This is a genomic window from Mycobacterium sp. NGS18, assembly GCF_059813185.1.
This window is the reverse complement of record NZ_JCALEC010000004.1, coordinates 278,721-298,598: the sequence shown is the minus strand read 5'-3', so window position 1 is coordinate 298,598 and position 19,878 is coordinate 278,721. Positions and strand designations below refer to the sequence as shown.

Genomic DNA, 19,878 nt, shown 5'->3' with positions numbered 1-19,878 from the left:
AGCTAGCCGGAGAAGCCGAGACCGGCGAACGCGGCGTTGATCTCCGAGATCGTGTTCGTGATGAGCTGGAGCTCGAAACCTGCCGCCAGCGTGTAGATCGCGGTGTTGGCCGCGAACGGCAGACCGAAGGCATCGAGCAGATCACCGTTTTGCAGGTTGGCGGTGAGCAGGCTCAGGTCGTAGGACGGCACGCTGGTGAGCAGGGCGTTGGCGATGTCCGACGTCCCCGACAGCGCGCCGTTGATCGCCGAGGTCGCGCTGGTGAACGCGTCGATGATGTCGGACAACGACGGCAGGGTCGTCGCCGCGGTGTGGGTGACGGCCTCCGAGACCGCGGGCGAGAACGCCGCCATCAGCGACGCCGGATCGGCCAGGTCGGCCTGGAACGCCGTCCAGCCCTGCTCAACCCGGTCGACGAGATCGTTGAACACTGTCGTCGGGTCGACGTCGGGGAACAGCCCGAACGGCGTGGCCACGTTGGCCGGTGCGGTCGAGTAGCCGAAGTCGCCGTCGCCGTAGCCGAGGTTGATCAGGTACGTCAGGGCCGGACCCAGCAGGTCCTGCAGCGGTTTCGGCAGCAGCGCCACCAGTGGTGCGGTCTGGTCGATCATGTAGTAGTCGGTGAGGCTGCCCGGCGTGCCGAGCGACGCCGAGCCCGGCAGCAGGTGCGCGTCGGCGATCTGTTCGGCGGTCGGGCCGCTGCCGTCCACGCCCCCGTTCAGGTACGTGCCGTGCAGCGTCCGGATGCCCAGGAAGGCGTTCAGATCGGCCAGGAAGTTCAGCGGGTAGCGCGGAAAATCGGTGAAGCCGTCGTACTCCATCGAGTAGATCGTGGTCTGGAAGGCATCCGAGGGGGTCACGCTGTCGAAGCTGAAGCCCAGGCTCGGCAGGTTGAGCGGCAGATCGTGGATCTGCCCCGACGTCGTCTCGAAGCCGCTGAAGCGCTCCAGGATGCCGCCGTTGGGCGCGCTCGGGTCGCCGATCAGCAGGAATTGCACGGGCGAGCTGCCGAGGCCTTCGCCCTGGAGCTTCTCCATCTCCAGGCTGGCGATGGTCGCGCTCTGCGAGTACCCGAACACGGTGGTGGTGGCTCCGGCCGCATTGTTGGCCTTGATCCAGTCGTCCAGAATCGTCAGGCCCTGGCCCACCGAGGTGGTCTGCGAGGGAAAGCCGCTGGCATCGTTGGGGTAGTTGAAGCGCAACACGTTGATGCCGTCGAGCGGGTAGAGCCCCTCCGGCGTGAAGACGCCGTTCGCGAGCACCCCGGGGTAGGTGGTGCCGGGATAGATGGGATGCAGCGGATTGTCGATGTAGAGCCCGTTCGCCGCATCCACATAGCCGGCTCCGGGGATGGGTACGCCGCTGCCGCCGATCACCAGCCCGATCGAGGGGACGGGGGGATCGCCGGCGGTGAGCCGCACGGCCGCCGGCTGCACCTCGGGGGGTGCTATCGGACTGACCACGACGATGCCGGCGCCGATCAGGGCGCAGCCGATCATCTGATAGGGGCGGTGTGCAAGTTTCATGAGAAACCCCCTAGATAAACCTAGGTTCCGACGTTAACTTTCCGGCTAGCCGGTGGCAAGGGGGAATTTCGGCGCGATTCCTAGCCGAGCAGCGCGGCGCGCAGACCCTCCCGCTCGGCATCGGTAACCCCGCAGGCATGCAGGAAGCCCTCCAGCGAGCCGAAGTTCTGCTCGATCGAGCGGTGTGCGGCCTCGAGATAGTCGGCGCGTACGCCGAGCACCTCGTCGGAGAGCCGGGCCTCGGTGAAGGTCAGTACCTCCGGGGTGATCTCGTCCTCCGCCCGCTGCCGGATCATGTCCATGATCCGGTCCCGCAGGATCGGTACCGCGGTGTTGCTGCGCAGGTAGTCGGCCACCACCGCGTCCCGGGCCACCCCGGCGGCCTGCAGCACCACCGCGACGACGAACCCGGTGCGGTCCTTGCCGGCGAAGCAGTGCGCCAGCACCGGCCGGCCCGCGGCCAGCAGCGACACCACCCGCTGCACCGCCCGGCGGGATCCGCCGAGGGTGGGGAAACGCTGATACTCCTCGAGCATGTAGCGGGCGGCGACGTCGGCGGCCGAGTCCGCGTCGGGCTTCTCGGCCATCATCTTGCGGAAGGCGTCCTCGTGCGGCGACGAGCTGTCCGGCGACTGATCGCCGGCCAAATCGGGGAAGGGCAGCAGGTGGATATCGACCCCGTCGGGCACCAGGCCCGGTCCGCGACGCGTCACCTCCCGCGGGGACCGCAGGTCGGCGACATCGGAGACCCCGATCCGCAGCAGCTGTTCGCGGCCGCGATCGTCGAGGCGACTCAGCTCGCTGGACCGAAACAGCCGGCCCGGGCGCAGTGCGCCGGTGGTCTGGGAAACATCGCGAAAATTCCACGCCCCGGGCAGTTCCGGCTGGGAGGTCACGGGGCCACGATAAGACACGGCGTAGATGGCCTCGTCGGGAGACGCAAATGGCCCCCGATCCGGGACGGATCGGGGGCCGGTGCGTGCGCTCGTGGGATCAGATCGGCGGGTAGTTCGCCGGGGGGTAACCACCGCCCCCGTCGACACCGCGCAAACCCCAGGTCAGGTACTTGAAAAAGAACTCAGCTTCGTCGGTAATCTCGTAATCCGGATTCGGATCGTAACCGTAACCAGGACCCATGTCATCAACCCCTCAGCTTGGATTGCACCCAGTTTAGTCGGCTCGTCAACGGTCCGACACCGGACTGCATAGAATCCTTCCAACCAGTTGATTGAGACCGGATGACTCCGGCGGCCGAATAGCGAGTGCGCATGCCAAACGACAAGGGCGGGTCGGGGAACTCCGCCCAAGGGCCCTCCCGGCGCGAGGAATTGCTCGCGGTCGCCACCAAGCTATTCGCCGCCCGCGGATACCACGGCACCCGGATGGACGACGTCGCCGACGTGGTCGGCCTCAACAAGGCGACCGTCTACCACTACTACGCGAGCAAGTCGCTGATCCTCTACGACATCTATCAGCAGGCCGCCGAACGCACGCTGGCCGCCGTCCACGACGACCCGACCTGGACCGCGCGCGAAGCGCTGTACCAGTACACGGTGCGCCTGCTCGACCAGATCGCCGTCAACCCCGAGGGCGCGGCGGTCTACTTCCAGGAGCAGCCCTACATCACCGAGTGGTTCACCGACGAACAGGTCGCCGAGGTCCGGGAGAAGGAGGCCCAGGTCTATGAGCACGTGCACGGCCTGATCGACCGGGGTATCGCCAGCGGCGAGTTCTATCAGTGCGATTCGCATGTGCTGGCGCTCGGCTACATCGGGATGACGCTGGGGGCCTACCGCTGGTTGCGGCCCAGCGGCCGGCGCAGCGCCAAGGAGATCGCCGCGGAGTTCAGTACGGCGTTGCTGCGCGGGCTGATCCGCGACGAGGCGATCCGCGTCGAATCGCCGCTCGGTAACGGTGAGCCGGGGATCTCTAAGCAGCCCGCGCTTTGAGGTGCTCGTCCAGGAACTCGATCTGGTCGGCGACCACCCGCTCGAAGGCGTCGCCGACGTAGATGTCGAAGTGCCCCTCGGGGTACCGCTTGATCGTTCCGCGCGGAGCCTTGGCCGCGTAGCGCAGGGTGGGGCCCGCCGGGGCGACCGAGTCGGTGTCGCAGACGCAGAACAGGATCGGGCAGGCCACCTTGGCCGCCATGCGGCCGGGGCGGTAGGTGAGGATCTTCATTCCCAAGCGCGCGGCGACCTCGTTGCGCACCGGCCGCCCCTCCGGCATCAGCTTCAGGTAGCCCGGGTAGGCGTCCGGCGTGGTCATCAGCGCGACCTCCCCGGGGCGTCCGGCGGTGGCCACCATCACCGGCGGGTTGCCGAGCCGGGCCGCGGCCAGGTCTCGCATTGCCAGCACAGAGACCCGAGCGGTGGTCAACGGCGGAATGGTGCGCGCCGAGGCGATCCCGTCGGTGAACGGGCACTGCGCCACCACCGCCGCCACCCGTAGTCGTGCCGCGGTGGCGATGACGTGCCCGCCGCTGAACGAGGTGCCCCACAAGCCGATTCGAGCCGGGTCCACACCGGCCAGGGTGTGTGCGAAGTCGACCGCTGCGGCCCAGTCGGCCAACTGCATGCCCACGTCGAGCAGTTGGCGTGGCGCGCCGCCGCTGTCACCGAAGTTGCGGTAGTCGAAGACCAGGCAGGCGTAGCCGGCCGCGGCGAACCGCTCGGCGTAGGCGTCCAGGCGCATGGTGCGTACCGCACCCAGTCCGTGCGCCATGACCAGCAGCGGCGCCCCCGTAGCGCTCGCGGCGTCATCGGGCCGGTACAGCCAGGCGCTGACGGGCTCTTTGCCGGATCGGAAGGAGACGTCTTCGCGGGTAGCCATAGGGAGAAAGGTAGCGCGGATGTGGTACACCGGGGCGGTGACAGCGCGTCTGCTGCAGAGCCTGGCCGAGGTGGTCGGCTCCGGCTATGTCACCGACGATCCCGACGTGCTGGCCGGGCGCAGCGTCGACTACACCGGCCGCTATAGGGGCCGGGCTACTGCGCTGGTGCGGCCGGGATCGCCAGACGAGGTCGCCGCGGTGCTGCGGGTCTGCCGGGACGCCGGCGCCTACGTGACCGTCCAAGGCGGGCGCACCTCGCTGGTGGCCGGCACCGTTCCGGAACACGATGACGTGCTGGTGTCCACCGAGCGGCTGAACACCGTCGGTGACGTCGACGCGACAGAGCGCCGGGTGCGGGTGGGCTCCGGTGTCACGCTGGCGGCGGTGCAGCATGCGGCCGCGACAGCCGGCCTGCTGTTCGGTGTCGACCTGACCGCCCGCGACACCGCCACCGTCGGCGGGATGGCCTCGACCAACGCCGGCGGGCTGTACACCGTGCACTACGGCAACATGGCCGAGCAGGTCCTCGGCGTCGAGGTGGCGCTGCCGGACGGCTCGCTGCTGCGACGGCACAGCGCGGTACGCGCCGACAACACCGGCTACAACCTGCCGGCGCTGTTCGTCGGCGCCGAAGGCACCCTGGGTGTCATCACCGGCCTGGACCTGCGGCTGCACCCGGCACCGGCGCACCGGGTCACCGCGGTCTGCGGCTTCACCGGCCTCGACGCCCTGGTGGAGGCCGCTCGCCTCTTCCGCGATCTGGACGGGATCGCAACGCTGGAGCTGATCGACGCCCGCGTGGCCGCGCTCACCGGGGAGCGGCTCGGCGTCGGCGCGCCGGTGGGCGGCGACTGGCTGCTGCTGGTGGAGCTGGCCGGTGACACCGACCAGACCGATCGCCTCTTTGGGCTGCTGCAGCAGCAGGTGTCCTGCACCGGCGAGCCGGCGGTCGGCGTCGACACCGCCACCCGGCAGCGGCTCTGGCGGGTGCGTGAGGCGGTGGCCGACGTGCTGGGGGCCTTCGGCCCGCCGCTGAAATTCGACGTCTCACTGCCGCTGGCCGCCGTCGCCGGATTCGCCGCAGCGGCGAGCACCGTGGTGGGCAAGCACGCACCCGAGGCGCTGCCGGTGCTGTTCGGCCATATCGGCGAGGGCAACCTGCACCTGAACGTGCTGCGCTGCTCGGCCGCGGCCGAACCCGGGCTGTATGCGGCGATGATGGAGCTCATCGCCGAGTGCGGCGGCAACGTCAGTTCCGAACACGGGGTGGGCAGCCGCAAGCGGGCCTACCTGTCGATGTCGCGTGGGCCGGCCGATATCGCCGCGATGCGCACGCTCAAGGCAGCGTTCGATCCGACCGGCTACCTCAACGCCGCGGTGCTCTTCGCCTAGCTAGCGGTGCTTGATGCCCACCGCCTGGCGCAGCTGGGCGAGGAACTGATCGGAGTCGTCACTGCGAATGATGTAGTGCGAGATGGCAATCCGGATGGCCGCCGCCGCCTTCACCGCGGCATCCGGACCGGACAGCATCCGCTGCAGCCCCTCGCGCATCGGGACGATGATCCGGGAGAAGTCGCCGAGCACATGCTTGGGTTCGATGTCGATCATCCGCACGCCGGTGGAGGAGTGTTGGTAGTCGACGATGAAACGCAGTGCGGCGTCGAGTTTTTCGGTGCCCTTGAGGCCCTCGGTGGCCTTGCTCAGGCCGCTGTCGAAGATGTGCCGCTCGTAGCGGGAGAACGCCGAGACCAGTTCCTCTTTCGACGGGAACCACCGGTACAGGGTGGGGCGTGACACCCCGGCTTGGGCGGCCACCTCGGACAGGCTGAGCTTGGTCATCCCGTTGCGGCCGAGGACTTCGGCGGTGGCCGCAAGGATCCGCTGCCGGGTCGAACTGTCGGGGCCGTCCACCGTGCTGCGGGTCATAGGGAGACTTTACAAAAAATAGTGACAGTGTCAGCCGGTTCACCGGCCGATCAGCGCCGGCGCACCAGCACCGACTGCTGAATACCCGCCACGGCGCCCTGCTCGTCGAACAGGGTGCCGATGGTCGTGCCGATGCCGTCCGGTCCGTAGCTGGTCTCGGCGCGGATCCCGATCCACTCGCCGTCGGGGATCCGGTGCACGTGCACCACCAGGTCGGTGTTGAGGAACGTCCACTTCCTGATGTCGAGTTTGGTTCCGACGCCGTTGGCGTCGTCGGCCACCGCGAACAGCCGCTGCAGCGGGGTCATCGCCTCGCCCGCCACCAGGTCGACGATCGGTGAGATCCAGGCCTCGCCGGCGCCGGGCGCCAGCGGCGTGGTCAGCCACCGCCAGTCCAGGCTGTGCACGTAATTGCGATCCCAGTTCGCCTGCATGTTGTTGCTGCCGGCCTCGCTGACCGGACGTAGCGGGGCGGCCGCGGCGTGCGCGACGTCACCGGTGTCCACGGTCTGTAGCCGCCATCCGGTCGCGCGGGCAACCGGCCGCGGACGCTGGTCGGGACCGGGCGCCAGCATCTCGGCGCTGACCAGTTCGATCTGCGTGCCGGCCCGGTCGACCTGCGCGCGGACCCACAGCGCACCCTGGGCGGGCACCGGGCCCAGCAGATCGACGGTGACGCGGCTCAGCCGGGTGTCGTCGCGGGCCGCCTGGCGCTCCAGAGCGCGCACCAGCAGCGCCGAAACCGGTGCGGCGTGCTGGATCTGGGCCGACCAGGTACCGCGCACCAGGTCGGTGGCTCCGAACTTCTCCCCCCGCGGGTCGGCGGCGTCGAGCAGTTCGTAGTAGGACTCGCTCATGGGTTCGCCTTTCAGGGCAGCCCGGCGCCGGGGATCTCCACGGTCACCATGTCCAAGCGGGATTCGCGGGTCCCGATCAGCCGCTTGGGGTAGGCGTCGGTGCTGGACAGCAGAAACAGGGTGCGGCGCTGCGGCCCGCCCAGGGTGCAGGCGATCGCGGCCCGGTCGCCGACGTCTATGCGGTGGGTGACGGTGCCGCCCTGCATGATCCGCTCGAATTGGTGGGCCAGCGTCATCGACGTCCAGACCCCGCCGGCCGCGTCGAGGGCGATGCCGTCGGGCGGCCCGTCGAGCGTGTCGGCGAAGATCCGGCGGTCATGCAAGCCACCGTCGGCGCCGATGGTGAATGCGGTGAGCCGGCGGCCCATCGATTCGGCGACGATCAGCGTGCCACCGTCGGCGGTGATCACCATCCCGTTGGGAAAGTCGAGGTCTCCTGCGACGGTGTGCACACGTGCGTCCGGATCGACCCGCACGATCACGCCACCGGTGTAGGCCTGCGAACCGATGTAACTGCACCCGTTCGCATCGATCACCATGTCGCCGAGGTTGGCCGGCACCAGGTCGCTGAGGTCGGCCAGGGTGGTCACCGTGTCGCCGTCGTAGTGCAGCACCTGGCGGTCCTCGGCGGACGCGATGAGCAACGAGCCGTCCGGGCGGAACCCCAGCCCGGTCGGGGTGTGCCCGGGCAGCGGCACCGTGGTCATCGAGCCCTGCAGATCAACGGTGTGGATCGCTTCGCCAAGCATGTCGGAGAACCACAACAGGCCCTCGAACCAGCGCGGGCCCTCACCGAAGCAGAAGCCGCCGGCCAGCGGGGCCGCCGACAGCGGCGAGCTTGTCTCGGCAAGGTTCACCAGGGTTGCCCTCCGGTCCTGCGGTTGTGGACGCGACCAGGACCACTTTACAAAACGCACCCCAAATGTCACGCTCGCGGAATGGTAGAGGCCACCGACAACATCGAGAAGTCCCCCACCGCGCACTGGTCGGTCAGCGGCCTGCTGGACCTGTTCGAGGTGACGACGGACGGCCCGGACCGGTTCACCGGTGCCACCGGCCTCGCCGGCGACGACGAACGGCAGGTGGTGGAGGGCACCCAGTTGCTGGCGCAGGCCATCGTCGGGGCGGCGAAACGCTTCGGCGACAAGTCGATCCGATCCGTGCATGCGGTGTTCGCCCGGGCCGTGCTGGTGGGTGCGCCGGCGGAGTACACCATCGACGTGGTCAACGAGGGCCGCTCGACGGCCACCGCGGTCATCTCGGTGCTGCAGAACGGCAAGCGCTGCGCGACGATGACGGTGCTCGCCGACGTCCCGTCGGCCGACGTCATCACCCACCACCTGCCCCGCCCGGACGTCGCCTCACCCGCGCAGGCCAACCCCTGCGCGATGCCGATGGAGGGCCGCCAGGTGCGCCTGGTCGATGTCGTCGACGTCAACAGTCCCGACGAGGTGGGACCGCCGGAGCTCTACGCCTGGCTGCACTACGACCCCATTCCCGCTCGCGACGACCTCGCCAAGGCGCTGATCGCTTATTTCACCGGCCATTTGGGCATCTCGACCACGATGCGCGCACACGCCGGCATCGGCACCAGCCGGTCACATCTGACCGTGTCCACCGCGCCGATGACCGTCACGGTGAGTTTCCACGAACCGGTGCGCTGGGACGGCTGGATCCTCTACGGGCACGAGAGCACCCAGGTGGGCGCGGGCATGTCGTACGTCCGCGGCACCGTGCACACCGAGGAGGGCGACCTCATCGCCTCCTTCGCCCAGGACGGCCTGATCCGCCCGCTGCGCACCAGCGACAACAAGATCGCCGAGCAAGCGCGGCTATAGCCCACCCGGTGGAAGTTGCGCGTATCCGTCGACCCGGGGCAGGTCGAAGCTGAAAAACCCTGCGATCGGCAGGCTTTCGGGTAGCGGCTCGGGGTAACACCAGGCCACGTCCTGCACGACGGTGTCGCCGACGACCGCAGACCAGTATTTCGCGTAGCCCTTGTAGTTGCAGTAGGTCGAAGTCGGCGACGGCTGCAGCAGATCGGTGCGGACGAGATCGGGGGCGACGTAGAGCCGTGGCGCCAAGGCGGTCTCGAACACGATCACGGTGCGGTCGGTGTCCACCAGGGGCACGCCGGCGACCTGCACCCGCAATGCGCGCCGGGTGGGCCGGCAGTCGACCCGGTGATAGGGATTGGGCGGGTAGTGCACCAGCTCGCGGCCCTCCTCGAACCAGGTGTCCACGGCATCCCACGGGACGTGGACGAACCCCGGTGCCTCCGGCACGGCTTGGTGTGGCAGATCGCCGACGGTCTCAGCGGCAAAGGCGTAGGACAGTGGGTGGCCTCGGCGGTGCACCAGCAGGACGCGGTCGGTGTCCAGCATGATGCGGTCAGCGCGGACCGCCTGCACCCGGCGGGGGTGCGGTTCGACGTACACCAGATCTCCGGCGATCTCGGGGGAGAACCAGCCGGCGCGCTCGATGCTGAGCGGGCCGCGCCCGGCAACCAGACTCATTTCGCCGCACCCCCTTGTTCAGATTGTGACTTTACAAAGTAGGCCTCAACTGTAATATCTCCCAAGAGTTGCGTCACGCGGCTGGGCGGTACCCGCCGGGCCCGGTGATGCCCACCGGATTCTCATGACAAGCTGGGATGATGCGATGACGAGCACCGCTGCGGCGCTGGACCCGCCGGCCGAGGATCCGCATCTGCGCTATCGCCTCGATGTCATCGCGCTCGATGTCACCGCCCTGGTGCAGGCGGCCGGAGGGTGGCTGTATCACCGGGTGGCGACCGGGTGGGACGTCAACGTCCTGCTGCCCCCGCATCAGGACCTCCGGCCGCTGCAGATCCTCGGCGTGCAGACCGCGGACCTGGAGACCGAGCTGGCCGCAGCCACCGGCGACGCGGCCGGACACGGCCTGGCGGTTCTCACCGACGCCTTCGCCGAAGATCCCCGGATCTGCCGGCGGGTGCAGTCGGCGCTGCGGCGCAGTGTCACCGAGGTCGTGCTGTGGGGCGAAGGCTGGCCGATGGCGGTGAATCAGCGACTCAGCGCGGTGCGCCACGTGCTGACCGTGGCGGGCCGGGCCTTCAAGCGCCAAGCCCTGATGGCCGCCGACGCCCGGACCGACGGCCGGATCGACGCTCCGGAGCTGTTCCGCAGCGACCAGAAGCGTTGCCTGCCGGTCAGTTCCGATCTGATGCCGGTCGATTGATGCGCAAGCACTACGACCACACCCTGCTGTATCTGCACGAGACGATCGATCTCGGCCGCGGCCTGACCGCAGACTTCACCGGTGCGTTCACCGAGATCTACCAGCCGATGATGAGCGAGCTGGGCGCGCGACTGTTCGCGGTGTGGGAGACCACCCGCTACAACGGCCACTGGCCGCAGGCCACGGTGCTCTGGGAGATCGACGCCTTCGCCGACTACGCCCGCATCGGTCGGGCGCAGGGCCGCGGCGGTAGCCACGAACGCTCCGCCGCCGAGTGGTCGGCCTACCTCGCCGGCATCGGCGCCTCCGGCGAGGGCCGCATCATGTATCCCGGTCCGCACAACAAGACCCTCTCGCAACTCTGCGACATCGGCTTCGATGCCAGCCTGGTGATTCAGGAGATCATGCAGACCAAGCCCGGTCGCCAGGATGACTACATCCGGGAACTGGAGCGACTGTACGTGCCCTGGTCCGAACGCACCGGCAAACGCTGGCTCGGTTCGTTCACCACCACGTTCCGCTTCAACGAGGTGATCCATTACTGGGCGCTCGACGGCGACTGGGACTGTTTCGCGCAGCACTACCCGTCCTGGAAGGACCAGCCGCCGGCTGAGATCGTGACCTGGATGAGCGTGGCCCCGGCACTGCGGGACGGCTGGGAGGACTCCATCCTGCAGGCGCTGCCGCCCTCCCCGCTCCAGGGAGGCGCCGCGTGAAAACAGTTGTGGACGAGGACTTCTCGTATGACCCGTTCGATCCGGCGGTGATGGCCGACCCGCTGCCGTATTACCGCGTGCTGCGCGATCACCATCCGGTGTACTACGTGCCGAAATGGGATCTGTATGCGCTATCCCGGTTCGACGACATCTGGGAGGTGCTCGCGGTCAGTGACGGCACGTTCGTCGCCTCCGAGGGCACCCTGCCCGCGGCCAACGTACTGGCGCAACACAACACCGGACCGGTGCCGGATCCGCCGCTGACACCGCTGCCGTTTCACGCCGTCTTCGACAAACCGATCTACGACGACATCCGCCGGCTGCAGTCACCGGCGTTTCGGCCCCGGTCGGTGACCGACTGGGCGGAGCGGATCCGCACGCTGGCCAATCAGCGCCTTGATGAGCTGCTGCCGCAGGGCCGCTTCGACCTCACCGGTGACTACGGCGGAATCGTGGTGGCCCAGGTGGTGTGCGAGCTGCTGGGCATCCCGCTCGAGCTGGCCGCCGACGTGCTGGCCGCGGTGAACGCCGGCAGCCTGGCGCAGGCCGGCAGCGGCGTCGACACTGCCGCGGCGCGGCCCAACTACCTGCAGTACCTCATCCCGGCCGTACAGGCCCGGCGCGCCGACAATGCGCGCGACGACCTTTCGATCGTCGACGGGATGCTGCGCTACCGGCTGCCCGACGGTCGCCCCCTCGACGACGTCGAAGCCGCCACCCAGCTGCTGTGCATCTTCATCGGCGGCACCGAGACGGTGCCCAAGATCGTCGCGCACGGGCTGTGGGAGCTGGCGCGCCGTCCCGACCAACTCGCCGAGGTACGAGCCGACCTGAGCAGCGTGGAACTGGCCCGCGAGGAGATGATCCGCTTCTGCGCCCCGGCACAGTGGTTCGCCCGCACCGCCCGCAAACCCTTCACGCTGCACGACACCACCATCGCGCCGGGACAGCGCATCATCACGCTGCTGGCCTCGGCCAGCCGCGACGAGCGCCAATACCCCGAGCCCGACGAATTCCGATGGAACCGCCCGATTACCCGGTCGCTGGCTTTCGGCCGCGGACAGCACTTCTGTATCGGCTACCACCTGGCGCGCCTGGAAGTCACTGTGCTGGTGACCGAATGGCTGCGCCGGGTCGGCGACTACCGCATCGTCGACGACGGCGCGACCAGGCTGCCGTCGAGTTTCCAGTGGGGCTGGAACTCCATCCCGGTGGAGGTCTGAAACATGTGGGCCCACCGGCTGATCGCGCCCTATGCATTCGAGCGGATCGACGTCCCCGAGCTCACCGAGGACCAGGTCGACGAGGGCCAGGTGCTGCTGGCGTTCGTCGCCGCCGGCGTGTGCGGCAGCGACCTGCCCGCCTTCCGCGGCGCGCAGGGCAGACTGCCCGGGGACAGCGGTGCCCGCGCGGCGGAGAAGAACGGCTTCCCGATCCACGAGATCGTCGGCGACGTGATCGCCAGCCGGCACCCGCGCCACCGCCCCGGCGACCGTGTCGTCGGCTGGGCATCGGGCTTCGACGGTTTGATGCAGCGGGTGATCGCCGACGGCGACGGGCTCGCCGGCCACGACCCGACGCTGGCGCCCGAGCACGCGGTGGGTCTGCAACCGCTGGCGTGTGTGCTCTACGCCGTCGAACAACTTCCCGACCTGGCCGGCCGCCATGTGGCGGTGCTCGGGCAGGGCTCGATCGGTCTGCTGTTCAGTGCGGTCGCCAAAGCCGCCGGCGCGCGCCGCGTCTCAGGCGTCGACCCGGTCGACCGGCGCGCTGTCGCCGCCGCATTCGGCGTCGACACCGTGGTGCAGTCCACCAGCGACCGCTGGGTGCATCACCTCGACGCCGGCGACCGGCCGGAGATCGTGATCGAGGCGGTCGGCCACCAGGTCGCCACCCTGAGCCACGCCATCGACGCCGTCGCGCCCGGCGGCACCGTCTTCTACTTCGGTGTCCCCGACGACGACAGCTACCCGATCAGCATGCGCACCATGCTGCGCAACAATCTGACGTTGATCTCCGGCGTGACCCGGGACCGCGCGCGGATGCTGGACGCCGCAAGCAAATTCGCCGCCGAGCACCCCGACCTGCTGGGCAACTACGTCACCCATGTCTTCGGTGTCGACGACGCGCAGGCGGCCTTCGAATTGGCGTCCCGTCCGGTGCCGGATCGCATCAAGATCGCGATCGTCGGATGATGTCGGCGTTGCGTACCGCGCTGACCGAGCAGACACCGCTGTGGGGCGGCTGGATCACCGGCCCGACCGTGCTCGGGCCGGAGGAATTCGCCCGGGCGGGCTATGACTACGTGGGCTTCGACGCCCAGCACAGCTACCTCGACGACGCCGCGATCGCACAAATGCTGCGCTATGTCGAACACCTGCCGATCGCCACGGCGGTACGGCTGCCGAATGCCGATTCCGCGCCGATCGGCCGGGTGCTCGACGCCGGGGCCGACGCGGTCATCATCGCGATGATCGAAACCGCCGAACAGGCGGCGGCCGCGGTCTCCGCCGCGCGCTACCCACCGGCCGGAGTCCGCAGCTTCGGTCCGCTGCGGCCCGCGCTGGGCCGTGACCTGACCGCCTTGGAGTCGCGGGCGGACGTGTTCGCCATGATCGAAACCGCCGGCGCACTGGACGAGGTGAAGCAGATCTGCGCGGTACCCGGACTGGCCGGGGTCTACGTCGGGCCCGCCGATCTGGCGGTCTCGATGGGCGTCGACGTCGCCCAGGCCACCACCCACCCCGACCTGCGGGAGGCGATGACCCGGATCCAGCGCGCGGCCTTGGAGTCCGGGGTGATCGCCGCAGTACACGGCGGGTCCGGTGCGGCAGGACGCACTTTGGCCAGGCTGGGCTACCAGATGATCACGCTGGCAGCCGAATCCCAGGCGCTACGGTGCGGGGCGCTCGAGCATCTCAACGAGGCTCGAGGCAGCCACTGATGGGGCAACCGCGAGTGGCTTTGGTTACCGGCGCCGCCCGCGGCCAGGGGTGGGCGATCGTGGAACGGCTGCGCGCCGACGGGTTCGCCGTCGCCGCCTGCGACATCAACGAAACGGAACTGGGGGCCGCGATCAGTGCGCGGGACGATGACGCGGTGATCGGGGTCGCGCTCGACGTGACCTCCCCGGCGCAATGGGACGCCGCGGTGGCAGCGACCGTGCAACGCTTCGGGGCGCTGACCGCGCTGATCAACAACGCCGGCACCCTGCACCGGGCGGCGATCGCCGACGAAACCCCGGAGGCTTTCGAAAACGCTTGGCGGGTCAACTGTCTCGGACCCTTCTTGGGCGTCCAGGCGGCCCTGCCGCAACTTCGCGCCGCCGAGGGCGCCGCCATCGTGAACACCTGCAGCACCGGGGCGATCCGGCCCTTTCCGCAGCACAGCGCCTACGGTTCGTCGAAGTGGGCGTTGCGCGGCCTGACCCAGACCGTCGCCGCCGAACTGGCGACGGCCGGGATCCGGGTCAACGCGGTCTTTCCCGGACCGATCGCCACCCCGATGCTCGATGCGGGCACCCAGCAGCGGCTTGCCGCGGTGGCCGCGACCGGACGGCTCGGCCGACCGGGCGAGGTGGCCGACGCGGTCGCCTTCCTGGTGTCTGACGCGGCGTCGTTCATCACCGGCGCCGAACTGATCGTGGACGGCGGCCAATGCCTGCAGATTCGCTGAGTGTCGGCATCATCGGTGCCGGGCCCGGCGGGTTGGCGCTGGGAATCCTGTTGCGGCGCGCGGGCTTCACCGATTTCACCATCTTCGACCGGGAGGACGGCGTCGGCGGCACCTGGCGGATCAACACCTATCCGGGGCTGGCGTGCGACGTCAAATCGCACCTGTACTCCTACTCCTTCGAGCTGAACCCGCACTGGTCGCGGCAGTGGTCGAAGCAACCCGAGATCCTGGCGTACTTCGAACGCTGCGCCACCGATCACGGTCTGCGGCCGCACCTGATGCTGCGCACCGAGATCCGCTCCGCGGTGTGGGAACACGATCGACGGCAATGGTGTCTGACCACCACCGACGGCAACGAGCACCGGTACGACGTCGTGGTCTCGGCGGTCGGCCTGTTCACCCAGCCGGTGCTGCCCGACCTGGCCGAGGAGCAGCCGTTCACCGGCACCGTCATGCACTCGGCGCGCTGGGATCACTCGGTGCGACTCGACGGCGCCAGAATCGCCGTGCTCGGAACGGGTTCCACCGCGGCGCAACTGGTGCCGGAGTTGGCCCGGGTCGCCGAGAAGGTTTATTCGGTGCAGCGGTCGCCGACCTGGATCCTGCCCAAACCGGATCGCCGCTACAGCGCGCGAGAGCGCTGGGCGTTCACCCGCGTCCCGCTGGCCAAGCGGCTGTACCGGATGCGGCTGTGGCTGCGCAGCGAGGCGAACATCTCGGTGATCGAGAACGGCAGCGACAAGACGGCCGAGTTCACCGCCACCGCACGAAAGCTGTTGGAGCGCGCCGTCACCGACCAACGGCTCCGCGCCGCGCTGACCCCCGACCACCCGCTGGGCTGCAAACGGCTGGTCTTCTCCTCGGACTACCTGCCCGCGCTGGACCGCCCCAACGTCGAGGTGGTCACCAGCCCGGCCAAGGCCCTGCGCTCGCGATCCCTGGTCACCGAGGACGGCACCGAGTGCGACGTCGACGTGGTGGTCTGCGCCACCGGGTACGCCGCTACGGACTACCTCGGCCAGATCGAGGTGGTGGGCGAGGGCGCCAGTCTGCGGCAGGCGTGGCGCGACGGGCCGCGCGCCTACCTGGGCATGGCGATGCCCGGGTTCCCCAACTTCTTCATGCTCTACGGACCCAACACCAACGTCGGCTCCAACAGCGTCATCTTCGTGCTGGAAGCCCAAGCGCGCTACATCGTCCGGGTGCTCAAACATTTGCGGCGCCGGCGCAAAACCTATGTCGCGGTGCGGCCCGCCGCGCTGGCCGCGTTCGTCGCCAAGATCGACCGCTGGATGCAGGGCACGGTGTGGACCACGCGGTGCAGCAGTTATTTCCGGGCAGCCAACGGCCGGGTGGTCACCCAGTGGCCGCGCAGCGCCGGCGCCTTCTGGGCGATGACCCGCCGCTTCCGGGCCGCCGACTTCGTCTTCGAACCCGACCCGGTCAGAACGTGATGACCTGGCGCACCGCGGTGCCGTCGGCCAACCGGTCCATCGCCTCGTTGATGTCATCAAGGGTGATGGTCGCCGACACCAACTGTTGCACCGGCAGTTGGCCGGCGCGCCACAGCGCGACGAACTTCGGGATGTCCCGGGCGGGCACCGACGAGCCGAGATAGCTGCCGATCAGCGAGCGGCCTTCGGCCACGAAGCCCAGCGGGGACAGGCTGATCCGGGCATCGGGTGCCGGCAGGCCGACGGTGATGGTGCGGCCCCCGGGCGCGGTCAGATCGATCGCGGTCTGCAGCGCGGCCGGATGACCGACCGCCTCGATCACCATCGGTACGCGCACGCCGGCGTCGACGGCCTGCTGCGGCGTGTAGGTGCGTTGCACGCCCAGACCGCTGGCCGCCGCGAGCTTCTCGGGTAGCTGGTCGATCGCGATCACCTCGACCCCGTCGTGCGCCAGCACCGTCAGCACCGCCGCCATCCCGACCCCGCCGAGCCCGACCACCGCCACCGTCTGCCCAGCCACCGGGCGAGCCACGTTGAGCACCGCGCCGCCGCCGGTCAGCACCGCGCATCCGAGCAACGCCGCCACCGACGGCGGCACATCCTCGGGTACCGGCACGGCGCTGGTCGCGCTGACCACCGCATGGGTGGCGAAACCGGAGACACCGAGATGGTGGAAGACCGGCTGCCCGGCCCGGCGCAGCCGGATCCCGCCGTCGAGCAGGGTGCCCGCGCCGTTGGCCGCGCTGCCCGGCTCGCAGGGGGTCAGGCCCTCCGTGGCGCACGCCGGGCAATGCCCGCACCGGGGCAGGAAGGTCAGCACCACCCGCTGCCCGGGCGCGATGTGGACACCGTCACCGATCGCCTCGACGATGCCGGCCGCTTCATGGCCGAGCAGCATCGGCACCGGCCGCACCCGGTTGCCGTCCACCACCGACAGATCGGAATGGCAGACCCCGGCGGCTTCCACTCGGACCAGCAGTTCCCCCGGTCCCGGCGGCGCCAGCTCCAGCTCGGTCACCGTGATCGGCCGAGACCGGGCATACGGTCGTGGCGCCCCGATCCGCTCCAGCACCGCGCCGCGGATGGCAACCATGCTGGAATACAACCATGAATGCCGCGGTCCCGCCTGCCCCGGAAGGGTTGACCAGCCAGGACTTTCCGGTGCACTGGCCGGTGCTGACCCGCTGGGCCGACAACGACATGTTCGGCCATCTCAACAACGCGGTGTACTACCAGCTGTTCGACACCGCGATCAACGGGTGGATCGCCGCCAACGCCCCCGACGTCGATCCGGTCGGCATGCCGGAGCTGGGGGTGGTGGCCGAGTCGGGCTGCCGTTTCCTGGGCGAACTGGCCTTCCCGGACCGGCTGGCGGTCGGGCTGGCGGTCACCCGGCTGGGGCGCAGCAGCGTCACCTACCGCCTGGCGGTGTTCCGGGCCCCCGATGAAGAGGCAGACCCGGCCCCGCTGGCCGCGCTCGGGCACTGGGTGCACGTCTACGTCGACCGCAGCACCCGGCGACCGGTGCCGATCCCCGACGGCATCCGGGCACTGCTGGCCACCGCCCAGGTCTAGCGTCGCGCGGTTCGCCGATGGATATGCTCGCCCAATGCCGCTCGTGAGCAAGACCGTCGAAGTCGCCGCCGACGCCGCCACCGTCATGGGGATCGTCGCCGACTTCGAGGCGTACCCCCAGTGGAACGACGAGGTCAAAGGACTGTGGGTGCTGGCCCGCTACGACGACGGCCGGCCCAGCCAGCTGCGCCTGGACGCCTCGTACTCGGGTTTCGACGGCACCTTCATCCAGGCGGTGTACTACCCCAGCGCCACCCAGATCCAGACCGTGCTGCAGCAGGGCGACCTGTTCAGCAAGCAGGAGCAGCTGTTCTCGGTGGTCGAGATCGGGGCCACGTCGCTGCTCACCGTCGACATGGACGTCGAGACCGAGATGGCGATGCCCAAGCCGATGGTCAAGAAGGCCTTTAGCAACGTCCTGGACTACCTGGCCGACAATCTCAAACGGCGCGCCGAGGAACTGGCGGCGGGAGGGTCCAATTGACCCACCCGGCAACCGATCCCGCTGAGCAGCCGTATCGAGCCCGACGCCAGAACTGGGTCAACCAACTGGACCGGCACGCGCTGATGCAGCCCGACGTCCCGGCGCTGCGGTTCCTGGGCCGGACCACGACGTGGGCGCAGCTGCGGAAAAGGGTCGGCGCGCTGGCCGACGCCCTGAGCCGCCGCGGTGTCGGCGCCGGCGACCGGGTGATGATCCTGATGCTCAATCGCACCGAATTCGTCGAGACGGTGCTGGCCGCGAACATGCTGGGCGCGATCGCCGTCCCGGTGAACTTCCGGCTCACCCCGTCCGAGCTCGCCTATCTGGTCACCGACTGCGAGGCGCGGGTGCTGGTCACCGAGACGGCGCTGCTGCCGGTGGCCCTCGGCGTGCGCGAGCTGACCGACACGCTGGAAACGGTGGTCGTGGCCGGCGAGGCCGGCGAAGGGCTGATCGCCTATGAGGACCTGATCACCGAGACCGGGCAACCGCACTCGCCGGTGGACATTCCCAACGATTCGCCGGCCCTGATCATGTACACCTCGGGCACCACCGGCCGGCCCAAGGGCGCGGTGCTCACCCATACCAACCTCACCGGCCAGGCCATGACCGCCCTCTACACCGCCGGGACCGGTCAAGGCGACGTCGCTTTCATCGGGGTGCCGTTCTTCCACATCGCCGGCGTCGGCAACCTGCTGCCCGGCATGTGGCTGGGTATTCCGACGGTGATCAATGCGCTCGGTGCGTTCAACGCCGGCCAACTGCTCGACGTGCTGTCCGCCGAGAAGGTCACCGGCATCTTCCTGGTGCCGGCCCAGTGGCAGGCGGTCTGCGCCGAGCAGCAGGCCAATCCGCGCGACATCCGGTTACGGACCATGTCCTGGGGTGCCGCCCCGGCGTCGGACAGCCTGCTGCGCCAGATGGCCGAGACCTTCCCGGACACCAAGATCCTGGCGGCATTCGGGCAGACCGAGATGTCGCCGGTCACCTGCATGCTGCTGGGCGAGGACGCCATCCGGAAGCTGGGCTCGGTCGGCACCGTCATCCCGACCGTCGCCGCGCGGGTGGTCGACGAGAACATGAACGACGTCGCCGTCGGTGAGGTAGGGGAGATCGTCTACCGGGCCCCCACCCTGATGAGCGGCTACTGGAACAACCCGGAAGCCACCGCCGAGGCGTTCGCCGGCGGCTGGTTCCACTCCGGGGATCTGGTCCGGATGGACGCCGAAGGCTATGTCTGGGTGGTCGACCGCAAGAAAGACATGATCATCTCCGGCGGCGAGAACGTGTACTGCGCCGAGGTGGAGAACGTCCTGGCCGGTCACCCCGACATCGCCGAGGTCGCCGTGATCGGCCGCCCGCACGAGCAATGGGGCGAGGTCCCGATCGCGATCGCCGCGGTCACCCGGCCCGATCTGGCCTTGGCCGACCTCCAGGACTATCTGACCGAGCGACTGGCGCGTTATAAGCACCCGAAGGCGCTCGAGATCGTCGACGCCCTGCCGCGCAACCCGGCAGGGAAGGTGCTCAAAACCGAACTGCGCATTAACTACCGAACGGCCCCCGGAGCCGAGTCGGTCACCGCCACAACCGATACCGGCTAGCGCCCTACC

The 19,878-nt window shown here is 69.2% G+C and carries 22 protein-coding genes; 13 read left to right on the top strand and 9 right to left on the bottom strand.

What is annotated here, in order from left to right:
- Positions 1–2 precede the first annotated feature (2 nt).
- From AC5Y31_RS10535 to AC5Y31_RS10525, 3 genes are all read right to left on the bottom strand, one after another.
- Complete coding sequence (locus AC5Y31_RS10535; RefSeq protein ID WP_499980173.1) at positions 3–1,526, bottom strand: PE-PPE domain-containing protein; 1,524 nt, start codon at positions 1,524–1,526, stop codon at positions 3–5.
- Positions 1,527–1,606: 80 nt separating this feature from the next.
- Positions 1,607–2,422, bottom strand: a complete 816-nt coding sequence (locus AC5Y31_RS10530) for a tyrosine-protein phosphatase (protein ID WP_499980172.1) — start codon at positions 2,420–2,422, stop codon at positions 1,607–1,609.
- Positions 2,423–2,519: 97 nt separating this feature from the next.
- Positions 2,520–2,663, bottom strand: coding sequence for a hypothetical protein (locus AC5Y31_RS10525; RefSeq protein ID WP_109470697.1), 144 nt, complete (start codon positions 2,661–2,663; stop codon positions 2,520–2,522).
- Between the two features lie 131 nt (positions 2,664–2,794).
- Here AC5Y31_RS10525 and AC5Y31_RS10520 point away from each other — a divergent pair, with 131 nt between their 5' ends.
- On the top strand, positions 2,795–3,475 hold the full coding sequence (locus AC5Y31_RS10520) for a TetR/AcrR family transcriptional regulator (protein ID WP_065023835.1): 681 nt from the start codon (positions 2,795–2,797) through the stop codon (positions 3,473–3,475).
- Here the strand turns inward: AC5Y31_RS10520 and AC5Y31_RS10515 are convergent.
- Positions 3,456–4,358: an alpha/beta hydrolase gene (locus AC5Y31_RS10515; protein WP_499980170.1), complete on the bottom strand. Its 903-nt coding sequence runs from the start codon at positions 4,356–4,358 to the stop codon at positions 3,456–3,458. The two genes, AC5Y31_RS10520 and AC5Y31_RS10515, sit on opposite strands and share 20 nt — an antisense overlap.
- 49 nt (positions 4,359–4,407) lie before the next feature.
- Between AC5Y31_RS10515 and AC5Y31_RS10510 the strand changes: the two genes are divergently transcribed.
- On the top strand, positions 4,408–5,751 hold the full coding sequence (locus tag AC5Y31_RS10510; protein WP_499980358.1) for an FAD-binding oxidoreductase: 1,344 nt from the start codon (positions 4,408–4,410) through the stop codon (positions 5,749–5,751).
- On the opposite strand, the gene AC5Y31_RS10505 is transcribed toward AC5Y31_RS10510, so the two are convergent.
- The 3 genes from AC5Y31_RS10505 to AC5Y31_RS10495 are packed head-to-tail and all read right to left on the bottom strand — an operon-like array spanning position 5,752 to position 7,972.
- Positions 5,752–6,285 carry a TetR/AcrR family transcriptional regulator gene (locus AC5Y31_RS10505; protein ID WP_065023730.1) on the bottom strand — a complete coding sequence of 178 codons (534 nt, stop codon included), beginning with the start codon at positions 6,283–6,285 and terminating at the stop codon, positions 5,752–5,754.
- Positions 6,286–6,335: 50 nt separating this feature from the next.
- A complete protein-coding gene (locus AC5Y31_RS10500) occupies positions 6,336–7,142 on the bottom strand; it encodes a thioesterase family protein (RefSeq protein ID WP_499980169.1) in 807 nt (268 codons plus the stop codon).
- 11 nt (positions 7,143–7,153) lie between these two features.
- Positions 7,154–7,972, bottom strand: a complete 819-nt coding sequence (locus AC5Y31_RS10495; protein WP_065023833.1) for an SMP-30/gluconolactonase/LRE family protein — start codon at positions 7,970–7,972, stop codon at positions 7,154–7,156.
- A gap of 108 nt (positions 7,973–8,080) precedes the next feature.
- Here AC5Y31_RS10495 and AC5Y31_RS10490 point away from each other — a divergent pair, with 108 nt between their 5' ends.
- Positions 8,081–8,980, top strand: coding sequence for an acyl-CoA thioesterase (locus AC5Y31_RS10490; protein ID WP_499980164.1), 900 nt, complete (start codon positions 8,081–8,083; stop codon positions 8,978–8,980).
- On the opposite strand, the gene AC5Y31_RS10485 is transcribed toward AC5Y31_RS10490, so the two are convergent.
- On the bottom strand, positions 8,975–9,658 hold the full coding sequence (locus AC5Y31_RS10485; RefSeq protein WP_499980162.1) for a DUF427 domain-containing protein: 684 nt from the start codon (positions 9,656–9,658) through the stop codon (positions 8,975–8,977). The two genes, AC5Y31_RS10490 and AC5Y31_RS10485, sit on opposite strands and share 6 nt — an antisense overlap.
- Positions 9,659–9,803: 145 nt before the next feature.
- On the opposite strand from AC5Y31_RS10485, the gene AC5Y31_RS10480 reads away from it, so the two are divergent.
- Genes AC5Y31_RS10480 through AC5Y31_RS10450 form a run of 7 tightly spaced genes read left to right on the top strand, consistent with a single transcriptional unit; the run spans position 9,804 to position 16,206 of the window.
- Positions 9,804–10,361 (top strand): hypothetical protein, encoded by a 558-nt coding sequence (locus AC5Y31_RS10480; protein ID WP_082966337.1) that lies wholly within the window; start codon positions 9,804–9,806, stop codon positions 10,359–10,361.
- Positions 10,361–11,077 carry an NIPSNAP family protein gene (locus tag AC5Y31_RS10475; RefSeq protein WP_499980161.1) on the top strand — a complete coding sequence of 239 codons (717 nt, stop codon included), beginning with the start codon at positions 10,361–10,363 and terminating at the stop codon, positions 11,075–11,077. Before AC5Y31_RS10480 ends, AC5Y31_RS10475 begins: the two co-directional genes overlap by 1 nt.
- Before the next feature lie 50 nt (positions 11,078–11,127).
- Positions 11,128–12,300, top strand: coding sequence for a cytochrome P450 (locus AC5Y31_RS10470; RefSeq protein WP_499980357.1), 1,173 nt, complete (start codon positions 11,128–11,130; stop codon positions 12,298–12,300).
- A gap of 3 nt (positions 12,301–12,303) precedes the next feature.
- On the top strand, positions 12,304–13,272 hold the full coding sequence (locus AC5Y31_RS10465) for a zinc-binding dehydrogenase (RefSeq protein WP_499980159.1): 969 nt from the start codon (positions 12,304–12,306) through the stop codon (positions 13,270–13,272).
- Positions 13,269–14,021, top strand: coding sequence for an HpcH/HpaI aldolase family protein (locus AC5Y31_RS10460; RefSeq protein ID WP_499980155.1), 753 nt, complete (start codon positions 13,269–13,271; stop codon positions 14,019–14,021). Before AC5Y31_RS10465 ends, AC5Y31_RS10460 begins: the two co-directional genes overlap by 4 nt.
- Positions 14,021–14,752, top strand: a complete 732-nt coding sequence (locus AC5Y31_RS10455; RefSeq protein WP_499980152.1) for an SDR family NAD(P)-dependent oxidoreductase — start codon at positions 14,021–14,023, stop codon at positions 14,750–14,752. The genes AC5Y31_RS10460 and AC5Y31_RS10455 overlap by 1 nt, the downstream gene beginning before the upstream one ends.
- A complete protein-coding gene (locus tag AC5Y31_RS10450; protein ID WP_499980150.1) occupies positions 14,734–16,206 on the top strand; it encodes a flavin-containing monooxygenase in 1,473 nt (490 codons plus the stop codon). Before AC5Y31_RS10455 ends, AC5Y31_RS10450 begins: the two co-directional genes overlap by 19 nt.
- Here AC5Y31_RS10450 and AC5Y31_RS10445 read toward each other — a convergent pair.
- Positions 16,196–17,299 carry an alcohol dehydrogenase catalytic domain-containing protein gene (locus AC5Y31_RS10445; protein ID WP_065023830.1) on the bottom strand — a complete coding sequence of 368 codons (1,104 nt, stop codon included), beginning with the start codon at positions 17,297–17,299 and terminating at the stop codon, positions 16,196–16,198. The two genes, AC5Y31_RS10450 and AC5Y31_RS10445, sit on opposite strands and share 11 nt — an antisense overlap.
- Before the next feature lie 14 nt (positions 17,300–17,313).
- Here AC5Y31_RS10445 and AC5Y31_RS10440 point away from each other — a divergent pair, with 14 nt between their 5' ends.
- Genes AC5Y31_RS10440 through fadD5 form a run of 3 tightly spaced genes read left to right on the top strand, consistent with a single transcriptional unit; the run spans position 17,314 to position 19,869 of the window.
- Positions 17,314–17,781, top strand: a complete 468-nt coding sequence (locus AC5Y31_RS10440; RefSeq protein ID WP_065023721.1) for an acyl-CoA thioesterase — start codon at positions 17,314–17,316, stop codon at positions 17,779–17,781.
- 34 nt (positions 17,782–17,815) lie between these two features.
- Positions 17,816–18,265 carry an SRPBCC family protein gene (locus AC5Y31_RS10435; RefSeq protein ID WP_065023720.1) on the top strand — a complete coding sequence of 150 codons (450 nt, stop codon included), beginning with the start codon at positions 17,816–17,818 and terminating at the stop codon, positions 18,263–18,265.
- The gene (gene fadD5, locus AC5Y31_RS10430) at positions 18,262–19,869 is read left to right on the top strand and encodes a fatty-acid--CoA ligase FadD5 (RefSeq protein ID WP_499980144.1); all 1,608 of its coding nucleotides are present in this window, start codon (positions 18,262–18,264) and stop codon (positions 19,867–19,869) included. Before AC5Y31_RS10435 ends, fadD5 begins: the two co-directional genes overlap by 4 nt.
- The last annotated feature ends 9 nt before the right edge of the window (positions 19,870–19,878 follow it).